Source organism: Lysinibacillus sp. KCTC 33748 (assembly GCF_002237755.1).
GTDB lineage: Bacteria > Bacillota > Bacilli > Bacillales_A > Planococcaceae > Lysinibacillus.
On the sequence record NZ_MWSJ01000023.1, the window covers coordinates 39,679 to 58,233 of the forward strand.

Genomic DNA, 18,555 nt, shown 5'->3' on the forward strand with positions numbered 1-18,555 from the left:
GACAAATAACCAATATCCTTGTTAAACTAAACTGTTTCAATAGTTGAATAGCACCAATCTTTTCGAAAAAAGCCTTATTTTTTCAATTGTGCATGTACAATCATACAAATACTATCTTTTGTAAAGTCACTTTTGTTCCATGACCCATATAGATGTAACAAGTCGAATCCATTTTGGTCTAATAGCCTTTTCAATTCCATTGGATATGTATAGCGAATTCGAATTGAATCTTCGAAAGTTGAATGTTCTAGCTTATTGATAGAACGACCAGTTAAAATCTGTGTAATAGGGTCATATTCTTCATGGTGTTGAATGGTTAGTTTTTCTCCATTGCTAGTAACCAAGCTTTCCTCGTATTCATCTACAATAGATAGCTCGCTTAGAATAGGGTTCCGCGTATCGAATACAAATTCTCCTCCAGGATGTAGATGTTGTTTAACGGATTGGAATAAAGCATTTTGACTTTCATTACTTAAAAAATGTTGAAATGAATTACCTGTCATATAAATAAAATTTGAGGTGATTGGTAAATGAAGTTGTGTGCAGTCTTGCACAGTGAAATGTACATTAACATTTTCCTTTTTCGCTTTTTCAATAGCTTGCTGAATCATCCCTTCGTGAATATCAATTGCATAAACCTCATATCCTTGCTTGGCAAGAGGAATAGCTAATCGACCTGTCCCACAAGCTAATTCAATAATCGTAGCGTTCTTTGTTTTTAGGTGATCTTCAATATAATGTAAATCTACTTTGTGATTTTCATAAAGTGCATCATATTCAATAGGGTTATTATATTTCTCTAGATTTCCATTAAACTCATTTTGAAACATATATTTTAGCTCCTTCAACTTTTTCTTTAATTGTAAGAATATTGTATAATGTATCCAATATTCGTGCAAATTAGGTTCTTATAATGTAATGGTGTTTATAAATGAATGCCATGTATATAAGTTAATTGGAGTGAAGGCGGTGACTCCTTGTGGATCAGCGTCACAGTTGAAATCATGGAGCGAAGCGGCTCATCGGACGCCCCCAGGACGCTTTGCTATGTGCGAAAGCGAAGTGCCAGTGGCAAATGTTTTAACTGCACGAAAGCGAAGCGCCTAGGCGGAACAGAAATCAACCTACGCTATTGCGATGAGCCATAAATAATATTAAAAGATGATTAGGAGGGTTTGTTTGAACAAAGAATTTCCGCGTAAAATACATATCATTGGTTCTGTTGGGAGTGGGAAGACAACTTTAGCGAAAGAATTATCTGAGAAATTAAATATTCGTTATTATGAATTAGATAATGTTGTTTGGATCAGACAAAAATCAGGGGATATTAGAAGGACCGATCAACAAAAAGTGGATTATTTGCAAAATATTATTCTTACAAAAGCTTGGATTATTGAGGGAGTTCATAATGAAGAGTGGGTAGAACAAAGTTTTTTGAATGCAGACTTAATTATTTTCATAAATACGAATTATTACATCAGAATCTATCGAATAATAAAGAGATTTACGTTACAAAAACTCGGTTTGGAAAAGTCCAATTACAAACCAACCTTTTCAATTTTTATAAAAATGTTTCAATGGAATCGTTATTTTGAGGAGATTAGCAAACCTAATTTTTATAACAAATATGGAAAGTATAAAGACAAGTTATTGGTCGTAACAAGTAAAAGGGAGATTCTTAAAAAAAGCATATCCAATAAATAAAGGATACGCTTCTTATATGTGTATTTTAAGCATTTTTCTTCGTTTTCGTTGCTCGTTTTCTCGTTGCAGGCTTTTTCGTTTTTTCTAATGAGGCTTGGAGCGCTGTCATTAAGTCTGTGACATTATCCGGGACTGGGCGTTTATCGTTAGCTGAAATAGTACTCGTAGCTTTTTTCTCCTCTATAAGCTCCATTAATGCATTGCGATAATCATCTGTATATTTTTCAGGATTAAATTCGGTCGTTAATTGATCAACGAGCATCAGTGCAGTTTCTAGCTCTTTTGGAACTATATTTTGTTCGCTTGGCACATTTGGAACATCCCCAACACTTCTTACTTCATCAGGGTAATGAATCGTTTCCATCACTAAAGCGTTTTGATAAACGCGGACGATCGCTAATTGCTCTTTTGAACGGATAATAATTTTAGCAACGCCTATTTTTCCGGATTGCTCTAAAGTTTGACGTAGAAGGGAATAAGCCTTTCCACCAGTCGAATCAGGAGATAAAAAATAAGTACGTTCAAAATATATAGGGTCGATTTCAGTTAATTTCACAAAATCAATGATTTCAACGGCCTTATCTTCATTTTCCTTCCGCAAGCTCTCTAATTCTTCTTGATCTAATACGACAAACTTATTTTTGGCATATTCATACGCCTTCACAATATCCTCATCTTTTACCTCTTGGTTACAGCCTTCACAAACCTTTTTATAGCTAATAGGGGTATGACATTCTTTATGGAGCTGTCGTAATTTAATGTCTTTATTTTCAGTAGCGGCATGAAGTTTTACCGGTATATTGACAAGACCAAATGAGATACTGCCTTTCCAAACTGTATGCATTTGTATCACCTCGTTTTTCTTACTATGATATATTTTACTTATTTTTATGTATCTTAAACTGAAATCGTCAAAAACTGAAGGTAAAAAGAAAAGTAGGTATTCTTATGAAACCGATGCTTTTAACGGAAGTGCTTGAAACGCCTATTGGTGAGGAATGGATGTACGAAACAAAATATGATGGATTTAGATGTATGTTAGTATGGGACGAACAGCCAATGTTAATAAGTAGAAATGGCAATAACTTAAATAACTTGTTTCCAGAGATACTCGATTTTTGTAAAAGTATATTTAATAAAGTTAAAAAGTATTTACCACTTACATTTGATGGTGAATTAGTTTGTCTCACGAATAACTTTAATAGTGATTTTTCGCTCGTCCAACAAAGGGGGAGAATGCAAAACAAAGATGTTATTGCTACACATGCAAAAACTTTTCCTTGTCACTATATAGCTTTTGATTTACTGAGCTTAAAAGGGGAGTCGCTAACAAGTAAGTATTTAAAAAAACGCAAACAGCAAATTTCTAAGCTTTTTACGACTTTAAAGCTCCCGGTGACTGTCAATTATGAGGATCAGCGTCCTTTGCAGGTGATTAGTAGTGTGGAGCATAGTGACCCTCTTTGGGAGGCTATTAAGGTTTACAATGGAGAGGGCATGGTTGCGAAGAAGAAAACAAGTAAATGGGTTGGGGATACACGCTCGGCGCATTGGTTAAAAATAAAAAATTGGAGATATGTTACGGTCATCGTTACGAAATACGATCATAGCAATGGTTATTTTCATGGCAGTATTTATCAACAGGAGAAGTTAGTTGAAGTTGTTAGTTTTAAACATGGAATGTCAGAGGAAGAACGTAAAACACTTATTGCTTTTTTTCAAGCAAATGGGCAGAGAAATAATGAAACATGGGAATTGGAGCCATCTATCTGTGTTGATATAGCATGTATTGATTTTGATGGCAGCAAATGTCGAGAACCGCGTTTTCATACATTTCGACTGGAAATATTACCAGAGGATTGTCATTGGCATCATATGCAGCGTCAACTTTTTCCTATTCCAGACACTGTTCTGATAACGCATCCTGATAAGCCAGTTTGGCCTGAAGTTGGTATTACGAAGGATGGTTATTTGCATTATTTGCAAATGATTTCTCCGTATTTGCTACCTTTTTTGCGAGATCGACCACTTACGTTAATTCGATTTCCACATGGGGTGCCGGGTGAAAGCTTTTATCAAAAAAGTAGTCCCGAGAAAATACCTGCATTTGCTTCAACAGGTTGGATGGACAATATTCATTATCTTGTATGCAATAATCTAGAAACATTACTATGGTTAGGCAATCAGCTTGCATTAGAGCTACACATACCTTTTCAAACATTACAAACAGATCATCCGACTGAAATTGTCTTCGATTTAGATCCACCTTCTGTCGATCAATTTTCGCTTGCCGTTTCTGGGGCACTGGATTTAAAGGAAATGCTCGATTATTTTAAGCTCCAATCTTTTGTCAAAACATCAGGGGGTAAAGGATTACAGCTATATATACCATTACCTGAAAACGCCTTTACTTACGATGAGGTGCGCGTATTTACTGAATTTATCTGTCGTTTTTTATGTGAGCAAAAACCGGAATTATATACGATTGAGCGTTTAAAGAAGAATAGACATCAAAAATTATATTTAGATTATGTGCAGCACGCAGAAGGCAAGACGATTATTGCGCCATATTCAACTCGTGGCAATGAGAAGGGATTAGTGGCAACGCCATTATACTGGGAGGAGGTTAATGAGCGTTTAACACCAGATCAATTTACGATTCCTGCTGTAGTGGAGCGTATGAAAAAAGGGAGCAACCCATTTAAAAATTTCCGCGAAATAGGGGAGAGCCAGGATTTTCAATCGGCTTTAGAACGGTTAATGGAGCAATGAGGTGCTTATCCACGATTTTGGACGTTCTATTCATCTTTTCAGGGTTTCTATCCACGATTTTGGACGTTCTATTCATCTTTTTAGGGATTCTATCCACGACTTTGGACGTTCTATCCATCTTTTTAGGGATTCTATCCACGATTTAGAACGTCCTATCCATCTTTTCAGGGTTTCTTCTAAGTATGAACAGGCAGATAGGAGCAAAACCGATAATAGCAAAAAGCATCGGCTTTAGTGGCGATGCTTTTTAACAAGATTATAATTTTATTATGTAATCTAAGTCTTTTAAATAGATTTTAATTTCGTTTGCTATATCAAAATTTAATGTTAAATTACTTACTAAAGTTGACTTTATATTTCTGTTCGTATTTGAAAGCAGGCGGCGCTGATCATGGGACGAAAATAGATGTGATTCGGTCGAGGGAAAGAATTTGATAACAAGCTAATTTCAGAGAGTCTTGAAACATTCGGTATCCAAAGATCACCGGGCATGAAAGGATGCCCTTATGACTACGCTGTGGCTGAAGCGACCTTTAAGGTATTTAATACAGATTTCGCTAACGGAGTCCATTTCTCTTCTCTTGAACAGCTTGCTTTTGAACTTGATGATTATGTTCATCGGTTCAATAACTTTCGAATTCAGGAACACTAAGCAAAAGCCCTTATAATTTTTGTACAGTTTAGTGTTGACATACTACAGTATCATTATCTTTTAAAGAGTACGTTTAGGAACGTACTCTTGTCGATTTGAAAAAAAGTTATACATGTGAAAACAAATATAATCCATAATTTTATTTTAATAAAAAATTTTCAAGGTATTGCTCTATTTCTTCAATTGAATTTATAGAGAATTTTTTATCTTTATAACTTATGACGCCCTCATTTATGCACTGAGCTATTGAACGATTTAAGCTTCTAATTGGTGCACAGACCTCATTTGATAAAATTTGCTTTGTAAGATTATCTAAATCACCGATTTTATAATGATTATGTATGCTTAATAAGATACGATCTTTAACTGTTAGCAATGATAATTTTGCTGTAGTATCTGAACTTAAAGTTAATTTTGAAGCAAGTTGTTTAATTATGTAAAAATTAAAATTAAAATCGGTTTTCATCCATTCATAAACCTTTGTTTTATGGATCGCTATCGTTTCACAATTTTCTTTTGCAATAACACCGAGTGTTTTAATTTTTTCATTAAAAATTTCTATTTCCCCAAAACAACTATATGAATCATAAATATATAGGGAAAGCATCGCTCCTTCATAACTTTGTCTATACACTTCTGCTCTACCTGTAATTAGAATATAAAGATAATTATTTTGTTCATGTGGGTGAATAATAAGGCTACCTTTCTTATATCTTCTATAAATAAATTCTTTCTTAATACTCGTTGATGCATCATTCACAATATCTTTAAAATCCATATTTTCGCCTTCTTTTCGCTTTTGGTCATTTGACCTATTTTCATTATAGATTGAATTATATAATCAGGACAAATAAGTATTGGAGGTCTTGTTATGAGGAAAATTATTATTGACACAGATACTGGAAGTGATGATGCTGTAGCGTTAATTATGTCATTAAAATCAACAAATCTTAAAGTAGAAGCGATAACAACTGTTTGTGGCAATGTCCCAGTTGAATTGGCAACAAAAAATGCACTAATGACTATCGAAGTTGTTAATGGTCAAAAGCCATCTCTTTATGTTGGAGCAGGCAAACCACTTATGCGTGATTTAGTTACAGCTGTTAATGTTCATGGTGAAGACGGAATGGGAGATTGTAATTTAATAAATCCTACTCTTTTGCCAGAAACCAAGCATGCCGTAGATGCTATCCTTGAAATTATTGAAAATAACCCTGGTGAAATCGAAATTGTAACCATTGGTCCTGTTACAAATATTGCCCTTGCTATTTTAAAAGCACCTGAGACAATGAAAAAGGTAAAGCATATTTACACAATGGGCACTTCTGGATTTGGCCCTGGAAATACTACACCTGTTGCAGAATTTAATGTGTATGTAGATGCAGAGGCATATAGTATTATGCTCAACTCAGGTATACCTATTACCATTATTGGATTTGATGTATGTTTAGGCGAAGCAGCATTGAATAAGGACGATATGGATGTATTACTATCAAGTGGTAAAGAAGAAGCTGTGTTCTCTGTTAAATGTAACCGTTCCTTGCTTGAATATAATTTACAAAGAAGTAATGAGCATATTGTTGATTTACCAGATGCCGTGGCAATGGGTGTTGTATTATGGGATGAAATCGTCCTTGAAGACAAGTTATGTTACTGTTATGTGTGTACTACAGAAGCTGCTGCCTATGGTCAAGTGATAGTAAACGGCGGTAGTAAACTTGCCATTTCTGATGGATTTGCAGGGCACACTCCTAACGCAAAAGTGTGTAAAACCATTGACAATCAGTTATTCAAGAAACGTCTATTAGAATTATTAGTAAGGTAACAATATTAGGAGAAGCGATTGTAAAAAAATCAGATCTAGACCTTATTGCGCTGTTTGAGTCCAAACTGAGTTCCGTTAAGTTGTCAGAATTTAAAAAAACTGCTGAAGAACTGTCTCAAAATTATCGTTCTCTAGTTCGTGGTGTTGGTATAGCTGTAGCATATTACGACGACACGGTTACCCCCTCAAATTATTACGAAAATGCATTTCTAAAGGAACTCTGTGTCTGTATGTATGGAGAGGATTTAGGAGAACGATTTGGTCCGTATAAGCTTACATCGGAGATAGCAGTCTCTTTAATGGTGATATTTATGAAGCTCTTAAACGGACGTTTAAAAGGTTAGAAACAGCTTCTAAGGAAGATTTTGAAATATTTACACAAGGCTTCTCTCGTAAACTCATCCGAACATATTATTCAATGGTATTGGTACGTTCTCAAATTTGGACGACACGACTTCATGAACAGTCTGAAGTCTTTATTCATCACTTCCCGAAAAAAGAATCTATTATTCGTACGCTACTAAATTGGATAGATGAACCGCCGCCGGATTGAGAAGCTGTGTATGAGTTGTTTAAGCGTGAGGGTGAATGGGCTAGTGCAAATTTTTCAAATGAAGCCAAAATTCCTTATGAAATGTAGTGTATTGCTTGAATTTAATTTCTTTTAGTAAATGTCTTTTGTAGCGAAAGCGAGGCGTCAGCTATAAGCGCTTCGCTTTCACACAATAAACATTTACTCCGGGTTCTAGTTACGGGGAGATAAATCAATTCTCTTTTGCCTGATTAAATTTCTTGAGTCCGATAATATTTCCTAGAATTGTGATAATAGCAGTTCCTACGAGAACGATCATTAATTCTTTGTTATCGAAATAATGATACGAAGTTAATGAATTATTAACATGTCTCATAAAAAGAACTATTGCGTAGGTTGTAAAGAAACTGATAGTTGCACCAAGTGTAAAACCACTGATATGCAACCAGTTGTTATATTTCTTTAATAAGAAATGAGATAAAAACACAAGAATGGTTGGCAATAACAGGATATAGAAGTCAATTGTGTTGCTAATAAAGAAGTTTGGTATGTAATCTTCGTCTGATTGATAATGATATGAGTTATATGAATCGTTAACTATTTCTATAACTTTAATTAACCAAAACCCGATTATTGTTCCAAATAGTATCGGTTTGCAAGTAATTTTTTTAGTTAAAAAATAACAGATAATAAACGAAATAATCACGGTAATAGGTACCATGAAGAGAATACCAAGTAAATATTGCAAATCCATCTCAAAACCACTACCACTACCACTTAATTCATAATAAATGACTGCTAAAGAATAAAATGCGAGAACTGCGGCAATAGCAGTAACTAAATAAGTTGTTACATTTAAAAATAATTTCAATTGTGTTGCTCCTCTTTTTATGTTTGTTTAAGACTGTTTTCTGAAAGATTATTGCTGTAAACAGAAAGATATAATTCATCTATGTAATGCGTAGATCGCACTCAGTCTTTCTCTTTTGAGATTTCGTGAATCGAATAATGAGAGCACCCGCTAGTTGAACAAGCCAAATGTTTACCTCTTTCGCTTTTCTAACTAAGGTTGGATTGTATTCTCAAATAATTTTAAACCAATATAATCACTTGTTGGAGAAAAGTCATCTTTCCAATTTCATTCCATAGAATACTTTACCTATCAAATCTTAACAATTTTTTGCGTTATTTTATATATGTAATTTTTTCCACTTCTTACTTTCGACTTAAGAGGGAAGCAATGTGTTTATTTTGGAGCATTAAGTATTTTCTATAAGAAACAGCCTTTTTTTTATCGTGTTTCATAAGAGATCCTAGCTCACAGGATTTCTTTATCAGCCTCTATTAATTATTATCAATCTTTGTTTAAAACCACAAAAAAACCACCCCGTATGAGATGGTCACTACTGTCTTGCTATTAAACTCAAGTACCTCTGTTACTTGAGGAAGTAATTATAGATTAACAGGAAAGGACGAGCGAAATTTTTCAAGAGAAGTTGGCAGGTACTAGGCAAAGGGGCCGTCTACGGAATCCTCAAATAAATCATGTTCAAGAACAACATTCTATCCGTCGTTCTTTTCTAGATAATCAAGAATCCCCATTGCAGATACAATGGTATCGAACGGGATTGTTTGATAAACGGGATGATTTTCTGCGATACCGTTTTCCTGTAAATAGTTGTGTAATAATGCCTTCAAGCGACTATCTAAAAAATGTACTTGTTCTTTAAAATCACTAGATACCGTTAACGCTTTTTTTCCTTCAGCTAGAAATAGTGGCGTCCAATAGCGCACTTGTCTGTAAGCTTCAGCCGGATTTCTATATGCACCGAAATGACCGAAATACAATTCTGAAGCATTTAACTTTTCATAAAGCTGGATAGATTGCTCCATTGTATGTGGGTCATACTGATTCGGTGAAGTGGAGGGAATAATTAAATCAATTGCTTCGCTCTCCATTTCTGGATAACGTACACCAGTAGTATCTCCAACAAACAATCCATTCGTAGCAGAATAATGCATTGATACATGATGCTTTGCATGACCTTCTGTATGATAAAACGTTAGCTGATGCTGGCCTAAAGATAGTACCTCCTCATGGCCAATTTCGATAATGCGTTCAGCATCAATAGGTACAATTGGATCAAATAGACGATCGAATTCTGCTCTGTAAACACTCTTAGCACTTGCAATTAGACGACTTGGATCTACCATATGAGATACACCTCGCGGATGAACAACGAATGTGGCATTTGGACAGCTTTGTAAAAATAAACCTGCTCCTCCAGCGTGGTCTAAATGGATATGCGTAACAATTACATATTGAATATCCTCTAGATCAATATGTAATTCATCTAAACCTTCTACTATATATGGCATTGACGGACTAGCAGAAGTCTCGATTAAGGCAATTTTTTCATCAATCAACAAATAAGAGCTTGTACGCTGTTCTCGATTTAAATCGTGTGTATCAATACAATAAAAATTTGGTGCAAGTTGTTTGACTCTCCCCATAAAATGATCCCCCTTTATTTCTGTTGAGTGCGAAATATTCTCTAATATGCAATTTTTATCTATAAAAAGTAGTGGTTATACTTTATAATAATAGAAAATTATACTGAATGTCCATTCATTTTTTAGGAGGATTTGTTAATGGAGAAAAATATTCGCTACGATACACAAAAGGTCCATCGAGTTAATATAGCCATCATTGCAATTTTGGCTGCGCTAATTTGTGGACCGCTCATATTTTCAAAGGGCATTATGTTCTTATTTGTTGGACTTGCCGTTATTGCTTTAGCAATATGTAATTACTTTTTACCAATTAAAACGTATGTTAAAGGCTTTATTTTTGGAATAATTCCTTCAAGTGTTGTCTTTACGTTATTTTTAGTTGATAGCTTTTCATTAAATAAACATTATATTTTACTTTGTTCGGTGGCCATTATTGCTCTTTATTTTAAGAAAGAATTACTATTGCTCTTTGGCGTGCTAACAAACATCAGCTTCCTTATTCTTTATATTGTTAAGTCGGAATCATTATTAGGTCCATTTGATGATATAACGGTATTCATTACGCTTCTAGCGATTATGAATGGTGTTATTATTGCATTATATTTAATCGCAAAATGGGGCAATGAACTAATTGAGCATGCTGCAATTCAACAAAATGAAGTAAAAACGTCATTAAATCAACTTGAAAATACGTTTCAGGAAATTGAAAAAAGTAGTCAAGCATTGGATGAGCATGTTACACATTTCCAACAAACAATGCAGCGAATATCTGGGTCTAGTAAACAAATTCTTTTAGCTACTGAGGATATTTCTGCAAGTATTCAGCAGGAATCATCTAGCTTACAAATGATTCATGGCACGATGAAAGAATCTGTGCATTTTGTCAACGAAACATTCTCAATTTCAAAGGATACTGTTTCTAAATCTACTGATCTTCAGCAGGAGATTCTAATAGGGTGGAAGAAAATGCAGGATGCGATGGTGCAAATGGGCGTAATGAATCAAGCGATGAGTTCTACAGCCGAAACTGTGAATGAGTTACAGACTAGCTTGAAAACCGTAGATAGTTTATTAAAGGGCATACAGCATATTGCAGAACAGACGAATCTACTTGCTCTTAATGCTGCAATTGAAGCGGCAAGAGCGGGGGAGCATGGTAAAGGATTCGCCATCGTTGCTGATGAAGTGCGGAAATTAGCGGAAGAAAGTGCTGCTATTACGGTAAGTATTACGAGTGTAACGAGAACTTTGTTCGAAAAATCAACAGAAGCTCATCAACGCTCTGATGATGGTGAAAGAGCGTTACAACAAGGGGAAATGCTTTTACAAGATGTGAGCAACTTCTTCAATGTTCTAAAAGATTCATTTAATAATGCCAATATAGATTTAACTAGAGGGATGAATGAATTAAGCAGCGCCATTTCTCAGTTTGAAACAATCCAATTCCAGATTGAAAAACTTAATGACATGACCGAACAAAATGCAACTTCTACAGGAGAGATTGTGCACTCGGTGGAGGACGAACATAATATGCTTGAAATGATGATGAATACAACTAGTCGAATTCAAGAATTAAGCGATACATTAAAGTCGCTTGTTATGAAAAAAGAAAGAGAATCTTTTTATGATTGTAGTGGGAATTAGATTGACATAATTATTTTGATTATTTAGAAAGGGGGAAGAGATTAGAAGATAGGTTTTTTTAATTTCAGACTAAAGATGGATGTAAATGGAATGTGTTTTTTATATATTATTTCATAAATAAAGGTGAAATGGGAGAATGTTGAAATGATAAAAGGTTTATATGAAGCACATTTACCAGTTAGTAATTTAGAAAACTCGATTGTATTTTATCAAAAGTTAGGGTTAGAACTCGCATATTATAAAGGAAAGGTAGCTTTTTTCTGGATTGTTAAAGGAGAAAGCTGGTTAGGTTTATGGGAAAGTGATAGCGTTGAATTAAAATACCATCCATCTATCCGACATTTGGCATTCAAAATTGACGAAGAAGATCTTGAGCATGTAAAAGAGTGGTTGTCTTCAATTGGCATTAAAGTTCGCACTGAATTTGGCCTTACTTCCGAACATCAACCTTTAGTATTATCAAACTATCCTCATGCACATGCAGCAATTTACTTTTCAGACCCGGATGGTAATTCATTAGAATTAATTACACCATTGAGACTAGATGATATGGAGAGTTTTAATGAGATGTCTCTTGAAGAGTGGAGAAAAGGTTATTCCGTTTAAACTTTTAGCGGATTTTGTGGAATTCTTTAGTGGGAAATTCCATTACAGCAAAAGAGCCTTCTACCATGAACGGTAAGGCTCTTTCTTTTGTGGAAGTGATATTATCCATTTTTCAATGCGTTACTGTCGTGATTATATTTAAAAACGATAGCAAAAATGATGGCCAAAACGAACGTATAACCGCCAAAGAACAACCAAATATTTTGCCAATTTCTTACGCCCTCAACTGTGAAATAATCAACTACTTTGCCACTAATTATAGCTCCTAAATAGGCGCCAAAACCATTGACCATCGTACTAAATAATCCTTGAGCACTGCCTCGAATACGATGATCGACTTCTTTTTCAACAAAAATCGCTCCCGAAATATTAAAGAAATCAAAGGCACAACCGTAAACGATCATTGATAACAGCAATAGTAAAAATCCACCGCCAATTGGGGTTCCATACCCAAAGAAAACAAAACGTAATGTCCATCCAATCATACTGATTAGTATTACTTTTTTAATGCCATACTTACTTAAAAAAAACGGGATGGTGAGAATGAAGAATACTTCTGAAATTTGTGACACTGATAATAAAATAGCTGGATATTTAACAGCAAAGCTATTTTTATAATCAGGGTTCAATGCAAAGTCGTGTAAAAATGGATCACCGAATGTATTAGTAATTTGAAGCGCAACGCCTAATAGCATTGAAAAAATTAAAAACAAAGCCATTTTTTTATCTTTAAAAAGAACAAAAGCATCAAGCCCCAAAAGGCTTACCCACGACTTGTCCTTTATTTCGTTGGAAGTTGGGCATGCCGGAAGAGAAATTGTGTAAAGCGCAAGTACTAACGAAGAGCCGCTAGCAATAAATAATTGAATATTACTTAATTCAATTTTGGAAAGACTAATAATCCACATCGCAAGAATAAAACCAATTGTCCCATAGACACGAATAGGCGGGAAGTCCTTTACAATATCAAACCCTTTGTTCTCCAAACTAAAATAAGAAATCGTATTCGATAATGCAAGTGTTGGCATATACACGATTGAGTTAAAGAGCATTACCCAAAACATCATAGTAGGATCGGAAATTTGAGCCGCAATAAATAGGGTAATCGCACCGAGGAAATGCAATATTCCGTATAAAACATTGGCTTTTACCCAACGATCTGCAATGATACCTATAAGACTGGGCATAATAATGGCTGCAAGACCGTTAGAACTATATACGATTCCAACTTGCGCACCGGTAAAATGCAACGTATTAATCATATAAGAACCAAATGTAACGAGCCAAGACCCCCAAATAAAAAATTGAAGAAAAATCATTATTTTAAGCCGTAATTTTATATTCATTTTTTCCTCCTATAGAAGGTGATGTAGTTGTACTGAGGCAATAATGCCATTTAAAAAGTTATTTCTTTCGTAATTCACTACTTTGGATTTTTGAACATAACTACAGCATTTGCTCCTTGTGTCCGAATCATACGAACTTTATTGGGGTTTCTTTTGAAGGATTGTCCTATATAAAGTAACAAAATTGTTTTAGTGAAAATTGCAATAATATAGAGATGCCCTCTACGGAAATAGGAAGGTCTAGAAAAAATATAACAAGAAGGATTTTAGTTTTTTGAAAAATTAGGAAGTGCATGTTCTTTGATACAAAATCTGGAATTTTTTGATAGGCAATTTAGTTACAAAATAATATAATTAATAAGTGACGTTTTGTTTTAAAACTTAAAGTTTAGGAGTAGGTACGTTGGAAATGTTTATTATGGCAATATTGGTTACATTAATTTTTGGCAGTTTTTCTTATATGCTGTTAAAGTTTCCTGATGATTTTTTAAAGATGAGTTCCTTTTCAGAAAAATTCATTAAGAAATCATTTTTAAAAAAATACGTTAAGTTTATCGGCTGGTGGTTTTTAATACTTGTGATAGGTGTATGGATTATAGCAATTCTCTCTTTATTTGAATGAAATTTTGAATTAGTTGAAAATAATGTATGTCCTTCTAAAATAGGATTGTCATTATTACACATAGAACGAGAAAATTAAGGAATAGCATTCCTATACATACCTTTTTTCAACAAAGTGAAGTTACTCATTTGAAAAATAATGAGTAACTTTTTTCTATTTTCAATTACTTCAATAAAGGACAATGGGGCAACAGGCATTTAATAGAAGGGCTCTCAGACGTATTGAAAATCCAGTCGACGGGTAATTCTCCGTCACGATTCGTCTGAGGGCTCTTTAATTGTATACGGAAGTCCAATCAATTATCTTTATGACTAATGTGTACATGTTTTATTAGCAATGCCTCTAATCTAAAACTATCTGTTCCTACGAAACATAATGTTTAGAATTATTTTAAAGATATTTCATAAAATGTATAACTATTTAAAAGGAGGTAATAAATGCCGTATAAAATGTTTGGTGCCGTTAGATTCTAATTAAATTATAATTCTTGGTTAATCAAGTAGGAGATGAAAAATCTTCATAAGAATCCTTCACCTCTATGTAAATTACTTTCTACTTGAAATTCTAATACTACAAAACATACTATTAAACCTTTCTTACCAAAACATTCTATACAGTTTCCTCGTTGTGCTTATAGATACTTCTTTCGAAACAATCTAGGAATGTGAAGGGAAATATGTTATGGAAAAGAACTCAAATCTATGGAAAATTGTATTTGTAGCTAGTTTTATAGGTTTAACAGTTGATGGTATGGACATCCAAATGTTGTCATTGGTGATGCCGAGCTTAATTGACGAATTCGTCTTAGATACTAAGGCTGCTGGTTGGATCAGTACATTTTCCCTATTAGGGATGGCGCTTGGTGGAATCCTAGGAGGTTGGTTATCTGACCGCTTTGGTCGCGTTAAAATGATGACTTATATGATGATATTATTTTCAGTGGGAACTGCTCTCTTAGCTTTTGTACAAACATATGAACAATTTATTATTGTTCGTTTTTTATCAGCAATTGGTATGGGGGCTGAATATTCGTTAGCCACAATGTTAATGGCTGAATATGTAAAAGTTAAACATAGAGCAACTATTATGGGGGTATTAGGTTCTTCCTATTCATTAGGATATTTAGTCGCTGTTTTATTAGCTGGCGCGATTCTCCCTGAATATGGTTGGAGACCATTATTCTTAATTTCCATCATCCCGGTTGTTGTGGCGATCTATATTCGAGTAAAAGTACCCGAACCTACTGGTTGGAGATTGGCTAAAAAACAAGCTAAATCATCTAAAGTTAAGAAATCAAATGAATGGCTTGCGTTGTTTAGGGATAAGAAAGTTTTTACAATCTTTTTATTATGGGTAGTAACTTCTTCACTATTGCAATTTGGATATTACGGAGTAGGTACATGGCTACCCACGTATATAGTGAAAGAATTAGGCTTTAATTTCAAAGAAATGACAGGGTATTTAATTGGAACATATACGGCATCGATTCTTGGTAAAGCACTTGCTGGTTGGGTTGCCAATGTAATTGGTCGTCGTGGGGTTTTCGTGATCGCAGGATTATCTACAGCGGTTATGTTACCAGTCATATATTTTTATCAATCACCAGGAAATATCATTATTTTAATGACGGTTCTAGGTTTCGTATATGGAGCGCCGTATGGTGTAAATGCTACTTATTTAAGTGAAAGCTTCCCGACTAATATTAGAGGAACTGCTGTAGGTGCGGCTTATAATACAGGAAGAATAGGTGCAGCCGTAGCTCCTATCCTTATTGGAATTATCGCTACTACACAATCAATTGGATTTGGACTAGCTGTATTAGGTATCTCTTATGCATTCATGGGATTAATTCCTGCACTATTCATTAAAGAGAAAATGTATGATACGTTTGAAAACGATACAAAAGGAGAAATAGAGGGGGAGGTATGAAAAGAAGGGGGATGAGCAAAAGAGATTCTGTACAAAAACCTCAAAACAAGAGATAAATAGACCGCAAAGTTTTCTTAAGAAAGCTTTGCGGTCTATTTGAGTCTATGTGTTGAATCTTATTTACTTATCCTTATCGTTCATACGACTAAAAATGGTTGCTAATATAGGACCTGATATATTATGCCATACACTGAAAATCGCACTTGGTACCGCGGCTAATGGAGAGAAATGTGCAACAGCTAAAGATGCGCCTAGGCCCGAATTTTGCATTCCTACTTCAATAGCGATAGCCTTCTTTTTCGCTAAGTTCATACCGAAGATCTTTCCAAATAAATACCCGATAAAATAGCCTAAACAATTGTGTAAAACAACAACAGCGAAAATAATTAAACCAGTTTCAGCAATCTTTTGTTGATTGCCTGCAACTACAGCAGCCACAATAGCAACGATGGCTACTACAGAAACAAGTGGCATCACTTTCACACTTGCTTTGGCTTGCTTGTTAAAGAACTTTTGTACAATGAAGCCTAATGCAATCGGAATAATAATTACTTTGACGATCGACATAAAAAGTGCACTAGGTGCAACATCAATGTACTCACTTGCGAATAAATAAATAAGTCCAGGTGTGACGATCGGAGCTAATAAAGTTGTGATAGATGTAACTGTCACTGATAATGCCACATCCCCTTTGGAAAGGAATGTCATGACATTTGAAGATGTACCCCCTGGGCAGCAACCTACCAATATTACTCCAATTGCAATTTCCGGTTGAAGATTGAACAGTTTCACCAATAAAAAGGCTAAAGTTGGCATGATTAGAAATTGACCAACTACACCAACTGTCACATCCTTCGGTCTAGTTAAGACTTCTTTAAAGTCCGCAACCGTTATGGTTAATCCCATACCGAACATCACAATACCTAGTAATGTCGTGATATACGCCCCAATCCAAGAAAATCCGCTAGGAATAAAAAAGGCAAGCGCTGCAAAAAGAAGCACCCAAATTGCAAATGTATTGCTAACAAACTGACTAAAACGTTCTAAAGCTTTCATGTAACACCTCGATGTAATATTTTACTAACATAGTAAACTATAAACTAATCACAGAATTTAATCAATAGTGGGAATAGTCAGTTAATAAGATGAGTTCTATATTATTAATATTCAGGGAAATAAAGTTCTAATACCTTTTCTATTATTTTGAGTAGTTTATATGAATTAGGTATGGGAGTAATAAAGCCTATGATAGAAAAGAAAAAAGGTGGTCATCAAGAGAATTAGAACGATTGGCTGCCGATTTGACAGAGGGAGGTTGGAGTGTAGCTAGTAGGATGAATTACATAGTCCAAGATCCGCGACCGTATCAATTGCTAATGGAATAAATACAGAAAATGAACGATTGAGTTTAAACAAATGCACTCTTCCGACTGAAGGTATGAGGTTAAGCAATCAGGGGGACCACATAACTTTTCTAAAGTGTTAAAGGGTGCCGAAACGTAATGCCTATGACCCTGCAAAAAAAATTAGCGGTTGAAAGGTTTCAGGGAGCATTGAGCTTTAGGAAAGAGCTTGAGCAGATTAGTAATTTGCTTAGGTAGGCTAAGGACAATTTATTTTATTCATTTAAATAATCCTAGGATATCGTCTAATTTACAAAATTTTTTAAGAATAAATTATTAATGATACAGGAGGTGATTTTATGTCGTTTAGTTACTATCAAGCTAGATTAATTAGGGATAGTAACTATAGTAATAGATTCAAGTGTGATACATGCGTTAATCAATTTAGATATAAATGTAATGAGCGTGGTTGTATTGGATATCCATATACCCCAGATCCCCCTATAGGAAATGGCCCTACTGGAGCTTCAGGAGCAACAGGCCCGCAAGGAATGATGGGAGAAACTGGAGCACAAGGGTTAATGGGAGCAACAGGCCCACAAGGAATGATGGGAGTAACTGGAGCACAAGGATTGGTAGGAGCAACAGGCCCACAAGGAATGATGGGAGCAACAGGAGCACAAGGATTAGTAGGAGCAACAGGAGCACAAGGATTAGTAGGAGCAACAGGAGCACAAGGATTAGTAGGAGCAACAGGAGCACAAGGATTGGTAGGAGCAACAGGCCCGCAAGGATTGGTGGGAGCAACAGGAGCACAAGGATTAGTAGGAGCAACAGGAGCACAAGGATTAGTAGGAGCAACAGGAGCACAAGGATTAGTAGGAGCAACAGGAGCACAAGGATTAGTAGGAGCAACAGGAGCACAAGGATTAGTAGGAGCAACAGGAGCACAAGGATTAGTAGGAGCAACAGGAGCACAAGGATTAGTAGGAGCAACAGGAGCACAAGGATTGGTAGGAGCAACAGGCCCGCAAGGATTGGTGGGAGCAACAGGAGCACAAGGATT

The 18,555-nt window shown here is 35.1% G+C and carries 16 protein-coding genes and 1 pseudogene; 10 read left to right on the forward strand and 7 right to left on the reverse strand.

What is annotated here, in order from left to right; all coding sequences use genetic code 11:
- Positions 1-74: 74 nt before the first annotated feature.
- Positions 75-830, reverse strand: a complete 756-nt coding sequence (locus B1B04_RS20610) for a class I SAM-dependent methyltransferase (RefSeq protein WP_079563247.1) — start codon at positions 828-830, stop codon at positions 75-77.
- 349 nt (positions 831-1,179) lie between these two features.
- Between B1B04_RS20610 and B1B04_RS20615 the strand changes: the two genes are divergently transcribed.
- Positions 1,180-1,704, forward strand: coding sequence for an AAA family ATPase (locus tag B1B04_RS20615; protein WP_079563248.1), 525 nt, complete (start codon positions 1,180-1,182; stop codon positions 1,702-1,704).
- Between the two features lie 25 nt (positions 1,705-1,729).
- On the opposite strand, the gene ku is transcribed toward B1B04_RS20615, so the two are convergent.
- A complete protein-coding gene (gene ku / locus B1B04_RS20620) occupies positions 1,730-2,548 on the reverse strand; it encodes a non-homologous end joining protein Ku (RefSeq protein WP_079563249.1) in 819 nt (272 codons plus the stop codon).
- A 104-nt stretch (positions 2,549-2,652) separates the two neighbouring features.
- On the opposite strand from ku, the gene B1B04_RS20625 reads away from it, so the two are divergent.
- Complete coding sequence (locus B1B04_RS20625) at positions 2,653-4,476, forward strand: DNA ligase D (RefSeq protein WP_079563250.1); 1,824 nt, start codon at positions 2,653-2,655, stop codon at positions 4,474-4,476.
- A 418-nt stretch (positions 4,477-4,894) separates the two neighbouring features.
- A pseudogene (locus tag B1B04_RS20630) lies at positions 4,895-5,128 on the forward strand (IS3 family transposase); the annotation flags it as partial.
- A gap of 139 nt (positions 5,129-5,267) precedes the next feature.
- Here B1B04_RS20630 and B1B04_RS20635 read toward each other — a convergent pair.
- Positions 5,268-5,906, reverse strand: coding sequence for a Crp/Fnr family transcriptional regulator (locus tag B1B04_RS20635; protein ID WP_079563252.1), 639 nt, complete (start codon positions 5,904-5,906; stop codon positions 5,268-5,270).
- A 93-nt stretch (positions 5,907-5,999) separates the two neighbouring features.
- Here B1B04_RS20635 and B1B04_RS20640 point away from each other — a divergent pair, with 93 nt between their 5' ends.
- Positions 6,000-6,953 carry a nucleoside hydrolase gene (locus tag B1B04_RS20640; RefSeq protein ID WP_079563253.1) on the forward strand — a complete coding sequence of 318 codons (954 nt, stop codon included), beginning with the start codon at positions 6,000-6,002 and terminating at the stop codon, positions 6,951-6,953.
- Positions 6,954-7,033: 80 nt separating this feature from the next.
- Complete coding sequence (locus tag B1B04_RS25970) at positions 7,034-7,297, forward strand: hypothetical protein (protein WP_176166750.1); 264 nt, start codon at positions 7,034-7,036, stop codon at positions 7,295-7,297.
- 420 nt (positions 7,298-7,717) lie between these two features.
- Here B1B04_RS25970 and B1B04_RS20650 read toward each other — a convergent pair whose 3' ends face one another.
- On the reverse strand, positions 7,718-8,356 hold the full coding sequence (locus B1B04_RS20650; RefSeq protein WP_079563254.1) for a hypothetical protein: 639 nt from the start codon (positions 8,354-8,356) through the stop codon (positions 7,718-7,720).
- Between the two features lie 692 nt (positions 8,357-9,048).
- A complete protein-coding gene (locus tag B1B04_RS20655; RefSeq protein ID WP_079563255.1) occupies positions 9,049-9,999 on the reverse strand; it encodes an MBL fold metallo-hydrolase in 951 nt (316 codons plus the stop codon).
- A gap of 138 nt (positions 10,000-10,137) precedes the next feature.
- Here B1B04_RS20655 and B1B04_RS20660 point away from each other — a divergent pair, with 138 nt between their 5' ends.
- Both B1B04_RS20660 and B1B04_RS20665 read left to right on the forward strand, forming a co-directional pair.
- Positions 10,138-11,643, forward strand: a complete 1,506-nt coding sequence (locus B1B04_RS20660; RefSeq protein WP_079563256.1) for a methyl-accepting chemotaxis protein — start codon at positions 10,138-10,140, stop codon at positions 11,641-11,643.
- 144 nt (positions 11,644-11,787) lie between these two features.
- Positions 11,788-12,249: a VOC family protein gene (locus tag B1B04_RS20665; RefSeq protein WP_079563257.1), complete on the forward strand. Its 462-nt coding sequence runs from the start codon at positions 11,788-11,790 to the stop codon at positions 12,247-12,249.
- 101 nt (positions 12,250-12,350) lie between these two features.
- On the opposite strand, the gene B1B04_RS20670 is transcribed toward B1B04_RS20665, so the two are convergent.
- A complete protein-coding gene (locus tag B1B04_RS20670; protein ID WP_079563258.1) occupies positions 12,351-13,595 on the reverse strand; it encodes a nucleoside permease in 1,245 nt (414 codons plus the stop codon).
- 409 nt (positions 13,596-14,004) lie between these two features.
- Between B1B04_RS20670 and B1B04_RS20675 the strand changes: the two genes are divergently transcribed.
- Together B1B04_RS20675 and B1B04_RS20680 are read left to right on the forward strand one after the other, a co-directional pair.
- On the forward strand, positions 14,005-14,217 hold the full coding sequence (locus B1B04_RS20675) for a hypothetical protein (RefSeq protein WP_240518359.1): 213 nt from the start codon (positions 14,005-14,007) through the stop codon (positions 14,215-14,217).
- Between the two features lie 681 nt (positions 14,218-14,898).
- The gene (locus B1B04_RS20680; RefSeq protein WP_079563259.1) at positions 14,899-16,146 is read left to right on the forward strand and encodes an MFS transporter; all 1,248 of its coding nucleotides are present in this window, start codon (positions 14,899-14,901) and stop codon (positions 16,144-16,146) included.
- 120 nt (positions 16,147-16,266) lie between these two features.
- Here the strand turns inward: B1B04_RS20680 and B1B04_RS20685 are convergent, their stop codons facing one another.
- On the reverse strand, positions 16,267-17,202 hold the full coding sequence (locus tag B1B04_RS20685; RefSeq protein ID WP_079563260.1) for a bile acid:sodium symporter family protein: 936 nt from the start codon (positions 17,200-17,202) through the stop codon (positions 16,267-16,269).
- 646 nt (positions 17,203-17,848) lie between these two features.
- Between B1B04_RS20685 and B1B04_RS25440 the strand changes: the two genes are divergently transcribed.
- Positions 17,849-18,555, forward strand: a 707-nt coding sequence (locus B1B04_RS25440; RefSeq protein ID WP_481817194.1) for a collagen-like domain-containing protein, incomplete at its 3' end; no start/stop codon positions are given.

What these genes read in the sequence shown, in the direction of transcription:
- B1B04_RS20610 (WP_079563247.1), bottom strand. Translation starts at nt 830, where the DNA reads ATGTTTCAAAATGAGTTTAATGGAAATCTAGAGAAATATAATAACCCT.
- ku (WP_079563249.1), bottom strand. Translation starts at nt 2,548, where the DNA reads ATGCATACAGTTTGGAAAGGCAGTATCTCATTTGGTCTTGTCAATATA.
- B1B04_RS20625 (WP_079563250.1), top strand. Translation starts at nt 2,653, where the DNA reads ATGAAACCGATGCTTTTAACGGAAGTGCTTGAAACGCCTATTGGTGAG.
- B1B04_RS20635 (WP_079563252.1), bottom strand. Translation starts at nt 5,906, where the DNA reads ATGGATTTTAAAGATATTGTGAATGATGCATCAACGAGTATTAAGAAA.
- B1B04_RS20640 (WP_079563253.1), top strand. Translation starts at nt 6,000, where the DNA reads ATGAGGAAAATTATTATTGACACAGATACTGGAAGTGATGATGCTGTA.
- B1B04_RS20655 (WP_079563255.1), bottom strand. Translation starts at nt 9,999, where the DNA reads ATGGGGAGAGTCAAACAACTTGCACCAAATTTTTATTGTATTGATACA.
- B1B04_RS20660 (WP_079563256.1), top strand. Translation starts at nt 10,138, where the DNA reads ATGGAGAAAAATATTCGCTACGATACACAAAAGGTCCATCGAGTTAAT.
- B1B04_RS20665 (WP_079563257.1), top strand. Translation starts at nt 11,788, where the DNA reads ATGATAAAAGGTTTATATGAAGCACATTTACCAGTTAGTAATTTAGAA.
- B1B04_RS20670 (WP_079563258.1), bottom strand. Translation starts at nt 13,595, where the DNA reads ATGAATATAAAATTACGGCTTAAAATAATGATTTTTCTTCAATTTTTT.
- B1B04_RS20675 (WP_240518359.1), top strand. Translation starts at nt 14,005, where the DNA reads ATGTTTATTATGGCAATATTGGTTACATTAATTTTTGGCAGTTTTTCT.
- B1B04_RS20680 (WP_079563259.1), top strand. Translation starts at nt 14,899, where the DNA reads ATGGAAAAGAACTCAAATCTATGGAAAATTGTATTTGTAGCTAGTTTT.
- B1B04_RS20685 (WP_079563260.1), bottom strand. Translation starts at nt 17,202, where the DNA reads ATGAAAGCTTTAGAACGTTTTAGTCAGTTTGTTAGCAATACATTTGCA.